The organism is Actinoplanes sp. NPDC004185, assembly GCF_053603475.1.
In genome coordinates this window covers 119,401-135,252 of sequence record NZ_JBSGFR010000001.1, presented here as the reverse complement: position 1 = coordinate 135,252, position 15,852 = coordinate 119,401, and the positions used below count along the sequence as shown (strand labels likewise).

Below are 15,852 nucleotides of genomic sequence, written 5' to 3'. Positions count from 1 at the left end.
GCAGCCTACCCAGGGGTCACCACAAGCCCGGGCACCGCGACACCGATCCGGCCGCGGTATTCGGCCGCCGCCTCGGCAACGGCGGCACGGTGGTCGGTGCCGGGCCACAGATGGGCGAGCAGCAGGTGCCGTACCCCGGCTTCCCGGGCCTGCCGGCCCGCATCCCGCGGGCCACTGAGCAGACCCCGATCCTCCAGCGGTACGCCGCCCAGATGCGTCGCGTCGGCGATCAGCAGATCCGCGTCCCGGGCCAGCGCCACCACCTCGGCACTCGGGCCGCAGTCCCCCGTGTACGCCAGCACCCGCCCATCAACGGCCAGCCGGATGCCCGCGTTGGGCACGAAATGCGGCAGCAGCCGGGTCGACGCGGCGAACGGGCCGACCCGGAAGGTCTCCCCCGGCGTGAGCTCGTGCAGCACGTAGGCGTCGTCCAGCATCCCCGGCCGGTCCAGGGCCAGCACCACATCGAGCGCGCCCGGCAGGGCGTGGACCGGCAGCGGTGCCGGCGGATCCGCGCTCAACGCCCGGGCGCGCAGCAACGGGTTGAGGTCCGCGCAGTGGTCGGGGTGGCCGTGGCTGACAAAGACCGCGTCGACCGGCCCGGGCAGCCGCGGCATGGTGGCGTAACCGAGGTCGAGCACCAGCCGGAAGCCGTCGTGCTCCACCAGGTAGCCACTACAGGCCGAGCCGGGCTCCGGCCAGGCGCCGCAGGCTCCCAGGACGGTCAGCCGCATCCGCAACCGCCACTCAGCGAATTCACAACAAAAAGCCGCATAGTGGAGAGCGCCCCCGTCCGGCCTTGGAGGTCTTCATGGGTCTCGTGCTCGCCCTCGTGAGCTTGGTGTTGCTGCTGCTGCAGGTGTTGCTGATCGCCCGGGCGGTGCTCGACTGGACCGTGGCGCTGGCCGGGCCGTCCGCGTACGGGTCCGTGCGTTCCCGGCTCTCCGCCGGGGTGCACGCGGTGACCGAGCCGATCCTGGCTCCGGTGCGCCGCGTGGTGCCGCCGCTGCGGCTCGGCGGGATGTCCATCGACCTGGCGTTCATCGTGGTCTTCCTGGCCATCGTGATCATCCGCTCGCTGATCGGCTGACCCCCTCCTGACTGACCACGACGGCCCGGCTGAGTGATCAGCCGGGCCGTCGCCTGCTCAGGCGGGCTCGGGCACGTTGCCGGGGTCGCCCTCGGGCACGTTGCCCGGGTCGTCGGGGCCGGGCATCGGCTCGACCGGGGGCGGGGGCAGCGTCTCCGGGGTGTCCGGGGACAGCTCGCCCGGATCGTCGGGGACGGGCTCGCTCGGGTCGATCGGCGGGTAGTTGTCCGGGTCAGGACCTGGCTGCACCATGGGCATCAGTCTGCCCCACCGTCCGGCCGGGCCGAAGACTCCCCGGTCCCCGGCGCGCCGGGCGGGTGGCTCAGGCGCCGACCTCGCCGTCGATGCCCTCGCGCAGGAAGTCCGCGTGGCCGTTGTGCCGGGCGTACTCGTGGATCATGTGCAGCATCACCAGGCGCAGCGAGACCTTCTCGCCCCACCGCGCCTGGTAGCCCGTCACGTCCAGCGACTCGGCCGCCCGTTCGATGCGGCGGGCGTGCTCGACCTCCTCCTGCCAGGCGCCGAACGCCTCGGCCCGGGTGGACGCCGACGCGTCGTACGCGGCCTGGAAGTCGCCCTCCGCCGACCAGCGCAGCGGGATGTCCTCGGCGTTGATGACCCGGCGGAACCAGGTGCGCTCGACCTCGGCCAGGTGCCGCACCAGGCCCAGCAGGGTCAGCGTCGACGGCGGCATCGAGCGTTGCCGCAGCTGGTCGTCCGACAGGTCCTGGCACTTCATCGCGAGCGTCGCCCGGTGAAAGTCCAGGAACGCGCGCAGTGTCTCGCGTTCCCCGCCGAGCAGGGGTGGTCCGATCCGGTCGTCCTGCACAGGTCCCTCATTCGTTGCGGGCCGCCTCCGGGCCGGTGATCCGGCGCAGCAGCGGCATCGTGGACGCGATCACGGCGAGCGACGCCGCGAGCCCGGCGACCACGATGACATAGAACGAGATCCCGGGTGGGCTCAGCGACAACTCCATCTGCGCGGTCAGGAACAGATGGGCCGCCAGCAGCCCCGAGCCCAGCGCCACTACCGCGGCGATCACCAGCGGGGTGACGCTCTCCAGTGCGACCACCCGGCGCAGGGTGTTGAGCGAGACGCCGGTGAGCCGCAGCATGCTGAACGGGCGCTTGCGCTCGCTCAGCCCGCCGGCCACGCTCACCGCCAGGCTGCACCCGGCGATGGCCAGGCTGGCCAGGATCACCACGTCGGCCAGCCGCTTCCAGCCCTCGAAGACCTTGGCCGTCTCGGCCATGAACTCCACGCTGGAATACGGCGAGTAGAGCATCGGGTGGGCCAGCTGGAGAATCGTCCGCGCCCGTTCCAGCGCGGGCGTCGAGCCGTCCGTCACGGTCACGACCGACTGCGCGCTGAAGGTGCTCAGCTGGGCCGGGTCGACGTCCGCGGGAGGCCACGGCCCGGTCCACTCGTCCGGGCCGGTCAGGTCGGGCCACACCCAGACGGTACGGACCCCGGCGGCGCAGGGGGTCACGCCCGGCAGCCCGGCGATGTCGTCGCATGAGGCCAGCACGTAAGGCCAGAAGGTGGTGGAACCGGGCGGGGCCTCGGGCACCGGCACGCTCGCCGGCGGGATCCGGGTCACGGCGACACCCCGGACACCCGGCTGCGCCGCCAGCCCGGCCGGGACCGGATCACCGATCGGCGCCACGTCCCGATCCCGGAACAGGGTGATCAGGTTGGCGGCGTCAGGCGCCTGGCTCGGCGTGCCCCGGTCGGCAGCGATCGAACCCATCACCCCGACCGCCACGCTCGTGACGAACAGCGCCAGCACCAGGCCGCTGACCGAGCGGAAGCCGGCCCGTGGGTTGTCGGCCAGGCGGCGGGCCGCGATCAGCGAGGCGGGCCGCTTCGCCCGGCGCGCAACCAGCCGGGAGCCGGCCATGGTCAGCCACGGGCCGGCCACGAGCAGGCCGATCATGACTATGAAGATGCCCGGCAGGAAGGCCATGATCTGCCCGTTGGTGGTGTCCGGCCGGCGGCCCACGAAGTACGCCAGCTCGCCCAGGCCGGCCGCGAGCGGGATCAGCCGCCAGGCCCGGGGCGGCCGGGGCGTGACCCGCCGGGTGACCCCCAGCGGGGAGATCTGCACCCGGCGCAGGGCCAGCCGGGCCGCGAGCGCGGCGACCAGGGGCACCCCGAGCGCCGCGCCGGCGACGATCACCGGGTCGAGCGCCAGGTCGTCGGGGAACATCGGGGCGCCGGTGAACGGAATGGCCGCCACCGTGTCCCGGACGAGGAAGAACAGGACGAAGCCGAGGACCGTGCCGGCGAGTGCGGAGACCATGGACTCCACCGCGGACACGGTGGAGACCTGCGCCGGGGTCGCACCGACCAGCCGCATCGCCGCGAACCGTTGCTCGCGGCGGGTGACGGCGAGGCGGGTGGCCGTGCCGATGAGGATGAACAGGGGGAAGATCAGGGCGGCCGCCACCACGGCCAGGATGAGCTGCAGACCGGAGGTAGGGATGCCTCTCCAGCAGCCGTTCGGGCACTGCTCCGGCGGGGTGGCCGCGATCGTGCCGACCCGCGTGACGCCGGCGCGTTTCTGCAGCTCCGCGGGGGTGTAGCCGACGACGGCGACCAGCGAGTCCGGGGCCGGCAGCGCGTCGCGGCCGATCGTGCCGGCCAGGCGGCGGCCCGGGAAGCGGTCGGCCAGCTGAGCCGCCGGGGTGTCCGCGATCAGCTCGGCCAGCTCCGGCGACGCGAAGTACTCCCCCGGGCCGGGCAGCCGGGGCAGGCCCGGCGGCACCGGCGAGCGCGGACCGGTCGCGGCCAGATCGACCCGGCCCACGGTACGGCTGTCGAAGCCGTCCACCCGCAGCTGCCACCACAGTGGATCGACGCCCTGCTCGGCGCCGGGCGCGTCCGCCGAGTTGGCCCAGCCGTACCGGTCGTTCTGACTCTTCACGCCGTTCAGGCCGGTGAGGGCCAGCAGCAGCATGCCCACCCCGAGGGCCACGGCCAGGGCGATGACGACCAGGCGTACCGCTGCCTCCCGGCCGCCGGCGAGGGTGAGCCGCAGCCCGAAGCGGATCATGCGATCGCCTCGGCGGTCAGCGAGTGCACCCGGCCGTCGCGGACGACGACCTCCCGGTCGGCGTACGCGGCGACCCGCGGCTCGTGGGTGACCAGCACGACCGTGGTGCCCTCCGCCCGGGCCGCGTTGACCAGCAGGTCCATGACGTGCTCGCCGGTGAGCGAGTCGAGCGCGCCGGTCGGCTCGTCGGCGAACAGCACCCGCGGCTTGGCCACCAGCCCCCGGGCCAGGGCGACCCGCTGGGCCTGACCGCCGGAGAGCTCGCCGGAGCGGCGCTCCTCGAGGCCGTCGAGCCCGAGCCGGCCGAACCAGGCCCGGGCCTCGGCCACCGCCGCGGCCCGCCGCATCCCGTTGAGCAGTAACGGCAATGCGACGTTCTCCTGCGCGCTGAGCTCGGGGACGAGCTGGCCGAACTGGAAGACGAAGCCGAACTTGTCCCGCCGCAGGCGGCTGCGCTCGGTCTCGCCGAGCCGGTCCACCCGCCGGCCCTCGAAGAGGATCTCGCCCGACTCCGGCACCAGGATGCCGGCCAGGCAGTGCAGCAGCGTGGACTTGCCGGAGCCGCTCGGACCCATGATGGCCAGCAGCTCCCCCTCGGCGACGGCGAGGTCGGCGCCGCGCAGCGCGGGCGTCTCACCGAACGACAGGACGACGTCGCGCGCCTCGATGACAGTCACGACCGGACCTCCTTGGCCAGCGCGTCGAGCCGGGCGGAGGTCAGGTCGATCCACCGCAGATCGGCCTCCAGGTGGAACAGGCCGTGGTCGGCGAGCAGGGCGTCGACCAGGCCGCCGGTGCGCTTGATCTCGGTGAGCTCGCGCATCCGCTGCAGGTGAGCGGCACGCTGGGTGTCGAGATAGCCCTCGGCGTTGCGCCCGAGCATGAGCGCGAGAGTCACCTTGGCGAAGAGCACGGTCTGCAGGTGCGGCTCGGGGGCGACCGGCTCGGTCAGCCAGCCGTCCACCTCGGTCGCGCCGAGATCGGTGATGATGTAGCGCTTGCGGTCGGGCCCTTCGCCGGGCTCCAGGTCGCTGATGACGACCTTGCCGTCGCGGGCCAGGCGGGACAGCGTGGAGTAGACCTGGCCGAACGAGAGCGGCTTGCCCCGCCCGAAGTAGGCGTCGTAGTCACGCTTGAGGTCATAGCCGTGGCTGGGTTCACGTTCGAGAAGCCCCAGAAGGGTAAGCGGCACCGTCATGACGGCAACTATACGCTGAGAGTATACGCTCAGGGAATAGCGGAAGCACCCTCGATATCCGCGGCTCCGAACACCCAGCGGGCGTTCTGGTTGATGAAGTCGCCCGGGAAGCCGAGCTCGAAGCCGGTCGCCGCGGCCAGCCGGCCGCATTGCTCGTCGGACAGCTCGACGCTCAGCGCCCCCAGGTTGTCCTGGAGCTGGGCCAGGCGCCGGGCGCCCAGGATCGGGAAGACGGCGCGGGACCGGCTCCTGACCCAGGCCAGGGCGACCTGGGCCGGCGTCGCGCCGATCTCCGCCGCGACGGCCAGCACGGCCCGGACGATCGCGTGTGTCCGCTCGTCGACGCTCGCCCGGTCCAGCCGGGTGCTGCCCGCGTCGCCGTCCACCGTGTACTTGCCGGACAGCACTCCGCCGCCCAGCGGGCTCCACGCCGTGACGGCCAGGCCGAGCGCCTCGGCCATCGGCAGCAGCTCGCGTTCCGCGTCCCGCTGCACCAGGCTGTACGGCACCTGCAGGCCGATGAACGGGCTCCAGCCCCGCCACTCCGCGAGCGTGTTGGCGCGGGCCACGACCCAGGCCGGCGCGTCCGAGATGCCGACGTAGAGGATCTTGCCGGCCCGTACGGCGTCGTCCAGGGCGCGCATCGTCTCCTCGATCGGCGTCGCCCGGTCCCACATGTGCACCCAGAACACATCCAGGTAGTCAGTGCGCAGCCGGCGCAGGCTGGTCTCCAGAGAAGCGCGCAGATTCTTCCGGGCGTTGCCACCGGCATTAGGATCGGCGGCGTCGCGGGTGACCGTGTATTTGCTCGCCAGCACGAACGAGTCCCGGCGGCCCTCGAGCAGAGCGCCGAGAATCTCCTCGCTGGCCCCGCCGCGATAGTTGACCGCGGTGTCGATCGCGTTGCCACCCGCCTCGGCGTAGGCGTCCAGCATGTGGCGGCACTCTTGCGGCGGCGCCCCCACACCGCCCTGCTCACCGAAGGTCATCGCCCCGAGGATCAGCTCGGAGACGCGCAGTCCGCTCCGGCCCAGCGTCCGATATCTCATTCGCCGACCATACAGCGTGTCTGGTCATGGTGTACAGACATGCTGTTACGCTCCCGGCATGGCCGCGAAGAAGGACGCCCGCCGCACCACCGCCCCGAGCGAGGGGGCGGAGCTGCGCGAACGCATGCTCGGCGCGTTACGGGAGCTGCTGGACGAACGCCGCTTCGAGGCGATCAGCGTGGCGGACGTCATCGCGCGGGCCGGGGTGTCCCGGGCCAGCTTCTACTTCTACTTCCCGGGTAAGCAGGCGGCGCTCGCCGAGCTGGTCCGCCGCGCGGTCGGCCAGGGCCGTCAGGCTGCGACCCCGTGGACCGACTCGCCCGCCGCGCCGGCCGACGCGCTCCGTGCGGGTGTCGCCGCGGGGGCCGAGTTGTGGCACGCCAACGCGGGGGTCCTCAAGGCCGTCGTGGAGAGCTGGCACTCCGACGACCAGCTCCGGGAGCTGTGGCTGGCCCAGATGGACGTGTTCACGGACGCCGCGGTGGCCCGCATCGAGGCCGACCCGGTGGCCTCGGCGGTGCTCGCCGGCCAGGACGTCCGGGCGGTCGCCGCGGCGCTGAGCTGGCTCGGCGAGCGGCTCTACTACCTGGCCGCGGCCGGCGTGCCGCCCTTCGACGACCGCGAGGTGCTCGTCCGGACCCTCACCCACGCCTGGGTGTCCACCGTCTACGGACAGGCCGGCCGGTAGGGCTTATTCGCCGATCGGGCCACGCATGCCGGCTGCGCCGGTTAGCGTCCGGACGCATGGATGAGCAGACGGCAGCCTTCGTCGCGGTGTTCCGGACCTTCCTCGAGGAGGTGGTCGGCGCGCAGCACGCCGAGGAGTCGTCCGGCGAGCCCGGACTGGTCGCGCTGCTGACGGATCATCTCGGCGCCGATCCGCGCCGGCTGCCCGTGGTCAGCGAGGAGTTCCCGGCCTACCGGCTGGCCGATCTGGACGTCGCGCTGGACGAGATCGAGCAGCGCGGCGAGCCGGCGACGCTGCTCGGCATCGGTGGCGGGGAGCAGCGCCGGCACCACTCGCTCAGCGAGATCCTCGAGGCGTCCGGACGCTTCCAGCAGTTCCCGGTCGGCGCGGTCGACTACAGCAGCACCGCGACCGGGCCGGACAGCACCCGGGAGATCGTCTCGTTCGGGATGCGGCTGTTCTCCTTCGACGGCGCGCCGGTGGCGGTCCTGCAACGCGGGGCCGACCCGCGGACCGGCAGCACGAACGCGCGGATGGAGGTGCTCGCCGCGGCCCCCGGCGTGGCCGCCGCACTCATCAGTACGGTCCGGGCCGTCATGCTGGAACGGTCCGTCCTGCGCGGGCAGGTGCTGACGCTGGGTGGCTCGGACTTCGAGCCGGGCGTCGGCGGGATCACCTTCCACCGCCGGCCGGTCCTGGCGCCCGACGACATCGTGCTGCCCGCCGGGGTGCTGGAACGGCTGCAGCGCCACGTCGCCGGGGTCGCCCGGCACCGGGACCGGCTGCGGGCCGCGGGCCAGCACCTCAAGCGCGGCCTGCTGCTCTACGGCCCGCCGGGCACGGGCAAGACCCACACGGTCCGCTACCTGCTCGGCGCGCTGCCGGACCTCACGGTCATTCTGCTCGCCGGGCCTTCCATCCGGTACGTGTCGGAGGCCGCCCTGATGGCGCGGGCCCTGCAGCCGGCCCTGGTGGTGCTGGAGGACTGCGACCTGGTCGCGGAGAGCCGGGACCATCACGGCGGCGAGCAGCCCCTGCTGTTCGCGGTGCTGGAGGCCCTCGACGGGTTGAGCGACGACGCCGACGTGGCGTTCCTGCTCACCACCAACCGGGTCGACGTCCTGGAACCGGCGCTGGCCCAGCGACCCGGCCGGGTGGACCTGGCCGTCGAGGTGCCGCTGCCGGGACTGGCGGCCCGCCGCTTGCTGATCGCCCGGTACGCCCGCCGGCTTCCGTTCAGCCCGGATGTTCTCGACGCGGTGGCCGAGCGTTCGGAGGGGACCACTGCCTCGTTCGCCAAGGAGCTGGTGCGGCGGGCGGTGCTGATCGCCGCCGAGGACGACCGCGACCCCGGTGACGCCGACCTGCGGCAGGCGGTGGACGAGATGCTGGCCGAGGCCGAGAGCGTCACCCGTTCCCTGCTCGGCACGTCGACAACCGACGGGTTGTACAACGAGTGAGTTGTGCGTACTGTTCGGCTCATGCCCGTTCTGCAGGATGATCTGAGCCAGGTGTTCTTCGCGCTCGCCGATCCCACCCGGCGCGCGATCCTGGCCCGGCTGGCCCACGGCGACGCCACGGTCAACGAGCTGGCCGAGCCGCTGCCGATGAGCCAGCAGGCCGTCTCCAAACACCTCAAAGTGCTGGAGCAGGCCCAGCTCATCTCCCGCACCCGGACGGCGCAGTCGCGGCCCTGCGTGCTGGAGGCCGGGCGGCTCGACGAGGCCGTCGAGTGGGTGGCCCGGCACCGGCAGGTCTGGGCGGACCGGCACGACCGCCTGGCGCAGCACCTGAGCAGCCTGCGCAGCGCAGCGGAGGACGCCTCGTGACCGGCACCGGCGAGCTCACCTTCACCCGGGTGCACCGCGGCTCCCCCGCGCTGCTCTTCGCCTGCATGACCGAGCCGGCCCACCTCGTGCACTTCTGGGGCCCGGCCGGCACCACGACCCCGATCGGAGGCATCGTGGTCGACCTGCGGCCGGGCGGCGCCTTCGAGACCACCATGGTCAGCGACGCCGACGGCAGCACGTACACGATGCGGGCCGTCTACGCCGAGATCGATCCGCCGCACCGGCTCGTCTGGGTCGAGGCCGGCGTCGAGGGCGGCATGCGGACCACGGTCACCTTCACCGACCTGCACGACGGGCGGACCGAGGTCGTCACCCACCAGAGCAACGTGCCCGCCGCGTATCTCGCCGCCGAGGCCCAGGCCGGGTTCGTCACCAGCCTCGACCGCTTCGCCGCCTACGTGACCCGACTGACCGACCAGGAGCCCACATGACCACCGTGACATCCGCCGACGGCACCGAGATCGCGTACGACAGCGCCGGCACCGGGCCCGCGCTCGTCCTGGTCGACGGGGCCATGTGCTACCGGGCCGCGGGCCCGATGCGGCCGCTGGCCGCGCTCCTGACGAGCGCCTTCACCGTCTTCACCTACGACCGGCGGGGCCGCGGGGAGAGCGGCGACACCCTGCCGTACGCGGCTGAGCGGGAGATCGAGGACCTGCGGGCGATCGTACGAGCCGCCGGTGGCCGGGCCGCTCTCTACGCCATGTCGTCGGGCGGCGCCCTGGCCCTGGCGACCGCCGCCGCCGATCCGGGCGTCACCGGGCTGGTGCTGTACGAGCCGCCGTTCCTGGGCGGGGACAAGGAATACACCGCGCGGCTCGGCGAGCTGCTGGCGGCGGGCCGGCGGGGGGACGCGGTCGAGCTGTTCATGACCACCGTCGGCGTGCCCGCACCGGTGATCGCCGGCATGCGCAGCGGCCCGGGCTGGCCGACCCTGGAGGCGATCGCCCCGACGCTGGCCTACGACGACACGTTGCTGGGTGACGGGCGGGTGCCGGGCGAGCTGCCGGTCACCGTACCGATGCTGGTCGTCTCGGGGACCGCGAGCCCGGCGGCGCTGCAGCAGGCAGCGCAGGCGACGGCGGCCGCGTTCCCGGCGGCCGAGCACCGCTCGCTGGCCGGGCAGACGCACGACGTGCAACCGGACGCCCTGGCCCCGCACCTGATCGGTTTCCTCCGGGACTGATCGAAACACCCGTGACAAATATCAGTGGCTGAGTGAGTGCTCGCTCATTAGGCTCCACGGAGTGACCTCGCCCGCCCAGAGTCCGCGACGCCGACGGGTGCCTGCCCTGGCCCCCGAGGATCGGCGCGCCGCCCTGATCGCCGCCACCATCCCGCTGCTGCACGAGCACGGGCTCGACGTCAGCACCAAGCAGATCGCCCAGGCGGCCGGGGTCGCCGAGGGCACCATCTTCGGTGTCTTCCCCGACAAGAAGTCACTGCTGACCGCCGCGATGGTGCAGGCCTTCGATCCCGCGCCCACCATCGACGCCGTCGCCGCGATCGGTCCGGGCCAGGATCTGCGGGGGCGGCTGGCGACCGCCACCACACTGATCATGAAGCGGTTCGCCCACAACGCCCGCCTGATGGTCGCGGTCCGGCACGCCCATCACGCCAACGATCCGGCCGGCATCGTGCGGATGAACCGGGCCCGCGAGCAGCTGCTCGCCGCCCTCACCGAGCTGATCGAGCCGGACGCCGCGCAGCTGCGCCGTTCGCCGGCGGAGGTCGCCCGGCTGGTTCTGCTCTTCTGCGGAGCCAATACCTACGGCCCGTTCGCCGACCGGCGCTTCGACGGCGACGAGCTGGTGTCGCTGCTGCTCGACGGGCTGCTCGTCCAACCAGACCATTCACACGGGGGTGTCTGACCGGTGCTCGTCCGACTTCTGCGCGCGCGGCTGCGGCCGTACGGAAAATCGATCTGGATGGTCGTGCTCTTCCAGTTCGTCGCCACGCTCGCCACGCTCTACCTGCCCACGCTGAACGCGGACATCATCGACAACGGCGTGGTGCCCGGCGACACCGGCTACGTCATGATGGTCGGCGCCGAGATGCTCGGCATCACGCTGGTGCAGATCGCCGCCCAGGTCGCCGCCGTCTACTTCGGCGCCCGCACCGCCATGGCCGTCGGCCGGGACGTGCGGGCCGCCGTCTTCGCCCGGGTGCTCGACTTCTCGGCCCGCGAGGTCGGCCAGTTCGGCGCGCCCTCGCTGATCACCCGCACCACCAACGACGTCCAGCAGGTCCAGATGCTGGTGCTGATGACGTTCCTGCTGATGGTGTCGGCCCCGATCATGTGCGTCGGCGGCATTGTGCTGGCGCTGCGCCAGGACGTGCCGCTGTCCTCGCTGCTGCTGGTCGTCGTGCCCGTCCTGGTCGGCGTGGTCACCCTGATCATCGTCCGGATGCGCCCGCTGTTCCGCACCATGCAGGTGCGCATCGACAAGGTCAACCGGGTGCTGCGCGAGCAGATCACCGGCATCCGGGTGATCCGCGCGTTCGTCCGCGACGACCGCGAGCAGGCCCGCTTCGGCGTGGCCAACGCCGAGCTGACCGACGTGTCGCTACGGGTGGGGCGGCTGATGGCGCTGATGTTCCCGACCGTGATGCTGCTGGTGAACGCCTCCAGCGTGGCGGTGCTGTGGTTCGGCGGGCACCGCATCGACGACGGCTCGATGCAGATCGGCGCGCTCACCGCGTTCCTCAGCTACCTGATGCAGATCCTGATGGCGATCATGATGGCCACCTTCATGTTCGTGATGATCCCGCGGGCCGAGGTCTGCGCCGAGCGCATCGAGGAGGTGCTCGTGCTGCCGTCCAGCGTGGTGGTCGCGCCGCGGCCGGTCACCGAGCTGCGCCGGCACGGCTCCCTGGAGCTGCGCGGCGTCGACTTCCACTATCCCGGCGCCGAGGCGCCGGTGCTGTCCGGCATCGACCTCACGGCCCGGCCGCGGGAGATCACAGCCGTCATCGGCAGTACGGGCAGCGGCAAGACGACCCTGCTCAACCTGGTCCCCCGGCTGTTCGACGCCACCGGCGGCACCGTGCTGGTCGACGGCGTCGACGTCCGCGAGCTCGACCCGGCGCTCCTCTCCCGCACGGTGGGCCTGGTGCCGCAGAAGCCGTACCTGTTCACCGGCACGGTCGCGTCGAACCTGCGCTACGGCAACCCGGACGCCACCGACGAGGAGCTGTGGACCGCGCTCGAGGTGGCGCAGGCCCGGGAGTTCGTCGAACGCATGGAGGGCGGGCTGGCGGCGCCGATCGCGCAGGGCGGCACCAACGTCTCCGGCGGTCAGCGGCAGCGGCTGGCGATCGCGCGGGTCCTGGTCCACCGGCCGGAGATCTACCTGTTCGACGACTCGTTCTCGGCGCTGGACTACGCGACCGACGCGGCGCTGCGGGCGGCGCTGACCGCGCACATCGCCGACGCGACCGTGGTGATCGTGGCCCAGCGGGTCAGCACCATCCGCGACGCCGACCGGATCGTCGTGCTCGACAACGGCGCGGTCGTCGGCACCGGCTCGCACACCGAACTGATGGACACCAACCCCACGTACCGCGAGATCGTTCTCTCGCAGCTCACGGAGCAGGAGGCCGCGGCATGACCGAGCTGCTCTTTGTTTCTGGAGGCTGCGACATGACCGAGCGAAGCGAGCGTCATGATCGCATTTCGGCTCTGCTCTTTGTTTCGGGAGGCACAGCATGACCGCGCCTACGCGTCGTCCTGGTGGACCGCCGATGGGCGGGCCGGCTGCCCGCATGATGGGCGGCGGCATGCCGGTCGAGAAGCTCCAGGATTTCAAGGGCTCCAGCCTGCGGCTGCTGCGCATGCTGCGCCCGCAGCGGATCCTGGTCGGGGTGGTGCTGCTGCTGGGCATCACCAGCGTGACGCTGTCGGTCACCGCCCCGCGCCTGCTCGGTCACGCCACCGACATCATCTTCGACGGCATCGTCGGCAAGGGCCTGCCCGCCGGGGTCAGCAAGGCCGAGCTCGTCGAACGGCTGCGCGCCGAGGGCGAGACCAACCGGGCCGACATGCTGGCGTCGATGGACGTCATCCCGGGCCAGGGCGTCGACTTCACCCGCCTCGGGCACCTGCTGCTCTGGGTGCTCGCCCTCTACGTGGCCGCGTGGGCCTTCGGCGTCTTCCAGGGCCGGCTGACCGCCACAGTCGTGCAGGCCACCGTGTCCCGGCTGCGCGAGCAGGTCGAGGCCAAGCTAGCCCGGCTGCCGCTGTCCTACTTCGACCAGCAGCCGCGCGGCGAGGTGCTGAGCCGGGCGACCAACGACACCGACAACATCGCGCAGACGCTGCAGCAGACGTTCAGCCAGCTGGTCACGAGCCTGCTGACCATCATCGGCGTGCTGGCCGTGATGTTCTGGATCTCGCCCCTGCTGGCGCTGATCGCGCTGGTCACCGTGCCGGTGTCGGTCTGGGTCACGACCCGGATCGGCAAGCGGTCGCAGCCGCAGTTCGTCGCCCAATGGGCGACGACCGGCCGGCTCAACGGCCACATCGAGGAGATGTTCACCGGCCACTCGCTGGTCAAGGTCTTCGGCCGCGAACAGGAGGCGGCCGAGACGTTCCGGGAGCACAACGACGAGCTGTACGCCTCCAGCTTCCGCGCCCAGTTCATCTCCGGCCTGATCCAGCCCGCGATGATGTTCATCAGCAACGTGAACTACGTGCTGGTCGCAGTCGTCGGCGGCCTGCGGGTGGCCACGGGTTCGCTGTCCCTGGGCGACGTGCAGGCGTTCATCCAGTACTCGCGGCAGTTCAGCCAGCCGCTGACCCAGGTGGCCAGCATGGCCAACCTGGTGCAGTCCGGGGTGGCGTCGGCCGAGCGGGTCTTCGCGCTGCTGGACGCGGAGGAGCAGTCCGCCGAGGCACCCGCTCCGGTGCTCGGTGACACGGTCCACGGCCGGGTCGCCTTCGAGGACGTGTCCTTCCGCTACCTGCCGGACAAGCCGCTCATCGACAACCTGTCGCTGACCGTGCAGCCCGGGCAGACCGTGGCGATCGTCGGCCCGACCGGCGCCGGCAAGACCACGCTGGTCAACCTGCTGATGCGCTTCTACGAGGTGACCGGCGGCCGGATCACCCTCGACGGGGTCGACATCGCGACGATGCCCCGCGAGGAGCTGCGCGAGCACATGGGCATGGTGCTGCAGGACCCGTGGCTGTTCGGCGGCACGATCTACGACAACATCGCGTACGGGGCCGACCACCCCACGCCGGAGTCCGTGGCCGAGGCGGCCGAGGCGGCTCATGTCGACCGGTTCGTCCGGTCGCTGCCGGACGGCATGGAGACGGTGATCGACGAGGAGGGCTCGAACGTGTCGGCGGGTGAGAAGCAGCTGATCACCATCGCCCGGGCGTTCCTGGCCGAGCCGAGCATCCTGATCCTGGACGAGGCGACAAGCTCGGTCGACACCCGTACGGAGGTGCTGATCCAGCGCGCGATGAACCGGCTGCGTACGGGCCGGACCTCGTTCGTGATCGCCCACCGCCTGTCGACGATCCGGGACGCCGACGTGATCCTGGTGATGGAGCAAGGCGCGATCGTCGAGCAGGGCACCCACGACGACCTGATCGCCGCGGACGGCGCGTACGCCCGGCTGTACTCGGCCCAGTTCGCGCAGGCCGCCGTGGAGGTCGACTGAGGGTGCCGTTCGGTTGTGCGCCGGGTCGCGGGGCCGGGACCTCTCAGCTCCGCGGCCGGGCTCCCGAACGTTGCGGCTACGCGGCCCACCTGGGGGTGGCGGGACGCTGAGCCGGAGGTCGTCGCGGTGTGGAACCTTCCCCAGCTGGCCGTGCTGGCCACAGCGCTGCCGGGACTGCTCGGAGCCGCTCCCGTGAGCCCGGCTGCGACTCCCCCGGTTGCCTGCTGGCAGCCGGCCGGTGACTGTGGCTTCGCCGTCTCGACGGGGCGCGCCTACACGATCACGTCCACCTACCGGGCCAGTTCGACGGTCCGGGCGGTCGCGTACACGTACAGCACCGCCACGGGCTGGCGGAAGTGGTTCACCGGCACGCCGTACGGGCCGTCCGCGTCGTGGGCGCCGCTGGCCACGACCACGCCCGCCGTGCCGGCCGGGACCGAGCGGATCGGCGTCGAGCTCCCGGGCGCCACGACGGTCGGCGAGGTGGCCGTCGCGGCGACCGCGCCGGCTCAGCGCCCGCAGGTCTACCGTCCGGCCCTCGGGCGCAGCGATGGCCTGGTGACCAACGGGTTCGCCTACCACAACCCGAGGAACCCGCAGGCGGCGCGCTCGGCGGTCTGGCACGTGACCACCGGCTCGCTGTTCGCCACGCGGGGCAGCGGGGACACCGGGAAGATCGACGACGGCGCTCCGGGACCCCGTTCGGCGGTCAGCACCGGCTCGTCGGTCTTCCGGATGCACACCGTCCGCGCCGACTTCGTCGACGTCCGGGTGGCGTTCCGGCTGTCCATCGCGTACCAGACGACGACGTCGTACACCCCGGCGAGCAGCTACGACGGGGTCCACATCTGGCTGCGTCACAAGTCGCAGTACGAGCTGTACGCGGCCAGCGTCGCCCGCCGCGACGGCAAGGTGCTGATCAAGAAGAAGTGTCCGGGCGGCCCGGTGAACGGCGGCACGTACTACACGCTGGGTGCCGAGATCCCGGGGATGCCGATCGTGCGCGGCCGGTGGCGCCAGGTGGCCGCGACGGTGCAGAACAACCCGGGCGGCTCGGTGACCGTGGTGCTCTACGTCGACGGCAAGGCGATGGTCAGCGCGGTCGACACCGGGGTCGGGTGCGCGCCGATCCGCGCGGGTGCGCCGGTCGGGATCCGCGGGGACAACACGCGGTTCCGCTTCACCGACGTGACGGTGTCGGCGCTCCAGCCGTAGACGGCGGCAGGGGCGGCCCGATGGGCCGCCCCTGCC

General features: G+C 72.2%; 17 protein-coding genes. 10 read left to right on the top strand and 7 right to left on the bottom strand.

The window, feature by feature from the left end:
* Nucleotides 1-5: 5 nt before the first annotated feature.
* On the bottom strand, nucleotides 6-734 hold the full coding sequence (locus ACWEOZ_RS00615; protein WP_451908647.1) for an MBL fold metallo-hydrolase: 729 nt from the start codon (nucleotides 732-734) through the stop codon (nucleotides 6-8).
* A 77-nt stretch (nucleotides 735-811) separates the two neighbouring features.
* On the opposite strand from ACWEOZ_RS00615, the gene ACWEOZ_RS00610 reads away from it, so the two are divergent.
* On the top strand, nucleotides 812-1,090 hold the full coding sequence (locus ACWEOZ_RS00610; protein WP_433720772.1) for a YggT family protein: 279 nt from the start codon (nucleotides 812-814) through the stop codon (nucleotides 1,088-1,090).
* A 57-nt stretch (nucleotides 1,091-1,147) separates the two neighbouring features.
* Here ACWEOZ_RS00610 and ACWEOZ_RS00605 read toward each other — a convergent pair whose 3' ends face one another.
* From ACWEOZ_RS00605 to ACWEOZ_RS00580, 6 genes are all read right to left on the bottom strand, one after another.
* Nucleotides 1,148-1,342, bottom strand: a complete 195-nt coding sequence (locus ACWEOZ_RS00605; protein ID WP_360552915.1) for a hypothetical protein — start codon at nucleotides 1,340-1,342, stop codon at nucleotides 1,148-1,150.
* A gap of 70 nt (nucleotides 1,343-1,412) precedes the next feature.
* Complete coding sequence (locus ACWEOZ_RS00600; protein WP_451908646.1) at nucleotides 1,413-1,919, bottom strand: DinB family protein; 507 nt, start codon at nucleotides 1,917-1,919, stop codon at nucleotides 1,413-1,415.
* Nucleotides 1,920-1,926: 7 nt separating this feature from the next.
* Entirely contained in the window at nucleotides 1,927-4,146 is a 2,220-nt protein-coding gene (locus ACWEOZ_RS00595; RefSeq protein ID WP_451908645.1) for an FtsX-like permease family protein, read from the bottom strand.
* Nucleotides 4,143-4,823: an ABC transporter ATP-binding protein gene (locus ACWEOZ_RS00590; RefSeq protein WP_451908644.1), complete on the bottom strand. Its 681-nt coding sequence runs from the start codon at nucleotides 4,821-4,823 to the stop codon at nucleotides 4,143-4,145. The genes ACWEOZ_RS00595 and ACWEOZ_RS00590 overlap by 4 nt, the downstream gene beginning before the upstream one ends.
* On the bottom strand, nucleotides 4,820-5,344 hold the full coding sequence (locus tag ACWEOZ_RS00585; protein WP_451908643.1) for a PadR family transcriptional regulator: 525 nt from the start codon (nucleotides 5,342-5,344) through the stop codon (nucleotides 4,820-4,822). Before ACWEOZ_RS00585 ends, ACWEOZ_RS00590 begins: the two co-directional genes overlap by 4 nt.
* A gap of 29 nt (nucleotides 5,345-5,373) precedes the next feature.
* Nucleotides 5,374-6,393 (bottom strand): aldo/keto reductase, encoded by a 1,020-nt coding sequence (locus ACWEOZ_RS00580; RefSeq protein ID WP_451908642.1) that lies wholly within the window; start codon nucleotides 6,391-6,393, stop codon nucleotides 5,374-5,376.
* A gap of 58 nt (nucleotides 6,394-6,451) precedes the next feature.
* Here ACWEOZ_RS00580 and ACWEOZ_RS00575 point away from each other — a divergent pair, with 58 nt between their 5' ends.
* The 9 genes from ACWEOZ_RS00575 to ACWEOZ_RS00535 all read left to right on the top strand — a co-directional run bounded on the left by ACWEOZ_RS00575 (nucleotide 6,452) and on the right by ACWEOZ_RS00535 (nucleotide 15,816).
* On the top strand, nucleotides 6,452-7,081 hold the full coding sequence (locus ACWEOZ_RS00575) for a TetR/AcrR family transcriptional regulator (protein WP_451908641.1): 630 nt from the start codon (nucleotides 6,452-6,454) through the stop codon (nucleotides 7,079-7,081).
* Between the two features lie 56 nt (nucleotides 7,082-7,137).
* Nucleotides 7,138-8,541, top strand: a complete 1,404-nt coding sequence (locus ACWEOZ_RS00570) for an AAA family ATPase (protein ID WP_451908640.1) — start codon at nucleotides 7,138-7,140, stop codon at nucleotides 8,539-8,541.
* Nucleotides 8,542-8,562: 21 nt separating this feature from the next.
* Nucleotides 8,563-8,910 (top strand): ArsR/SmtB family transcription factor, encoded by a 348-nt coding sequence (locus ACWEOZ_RS00565; RefSeq protein ID WP_451908639.1) that lies wholly within the window; start codon nucleotides 8,563-8,565, stop codon nucleotides 8,908-8,910.
* Nucleotides 8,907-9,362: an SRPBCC family protein gene (locus ACWEOZ_RS00560; protein ID WP_451908638.1), complete on the top strand. Its 456-nt coding sequence runs from the start codon at nucleotides 8,907-8,909 to the stop codon at nucleotides 9,360-9,362. Before ACWEOZ_RS00565 ends, ACWEOZ_RS00560 begins: the two co-directional genes overlap by 4 nt.
* Nucleotides 9,359-10,117 carry an alpha/beta fold hydrolase gene (locus ACWEOZ_RS00555; RefSeq protein ID WP_451908637.1) on the top strand — a complete coding sequence of 253 codons (759 nt, stop codon included), beginning with the start codon at nucleotides 9,359-9,361 and terminating at the stop codon, nucleotides 10,115-10,117. Before ACWEOZ_RS00560 ends, ACWEOZ_RS00555 begins: the two co-directional genes overlap by 4 nt.
* A 61-nt stretch (nucleotides 10,118-10,178) precedes the next feature.
* Nucleotides 10,179-10,802: a TetR/AcrR family transcriptional regulator gene (locus tag ACWEOZ_RS00550; RefSeq protein ID WP_451908636.1), complete on the top strand. Its 624-nt coding sequence runs from the start codon at nucleotides 10,179-10,181 to the stop codon at nucleotides 10,800-10,802.
* Between the two features lie 3 nt (nucleotides 10,803-10,805).
* Nucleotides 10,806-12,542 carry an ABC transporter ATP-binding protein gene (locus tag ACWEOZ_RS00545; RefSeq protein ID WP_451908635.1) on the top strand — a complete coding sequence of 579 codons (1,737 nt, stop codon included), beginning with the start codon at nucleotides 10,806-10,808 and terminating at the stop codon, nucleotides 12,540-12,542.
* Between the two features lie 97 nt (nucleotides 12,543-12,639).
* On the top strand, nucleotides 12,640-14,601 hold the full coding sequence (locus ACWEOZ_RS00540) for an ABC transporter ATP-binding protein (protein WP_451908634.1): 1,962 nt from the start codon (nucleotides 12,640-12,642) through the stop codon (nucleotides 14,599-14,601).
* Nucleotides 14,602-14,727: 126 nt separating this feature from the next.
* Entirely contained in the window at nucleotides 14,728-15,816 is a 1,089-nt protein-coding gene (locus ACWEOZ_RS00535; protein ID WP_451908633.1) for a hypothetical protein, read from the top strand.
* The last annotated feature ends 36 nt before the right edge of the window (nucleotides 15,817-15,852 follow it).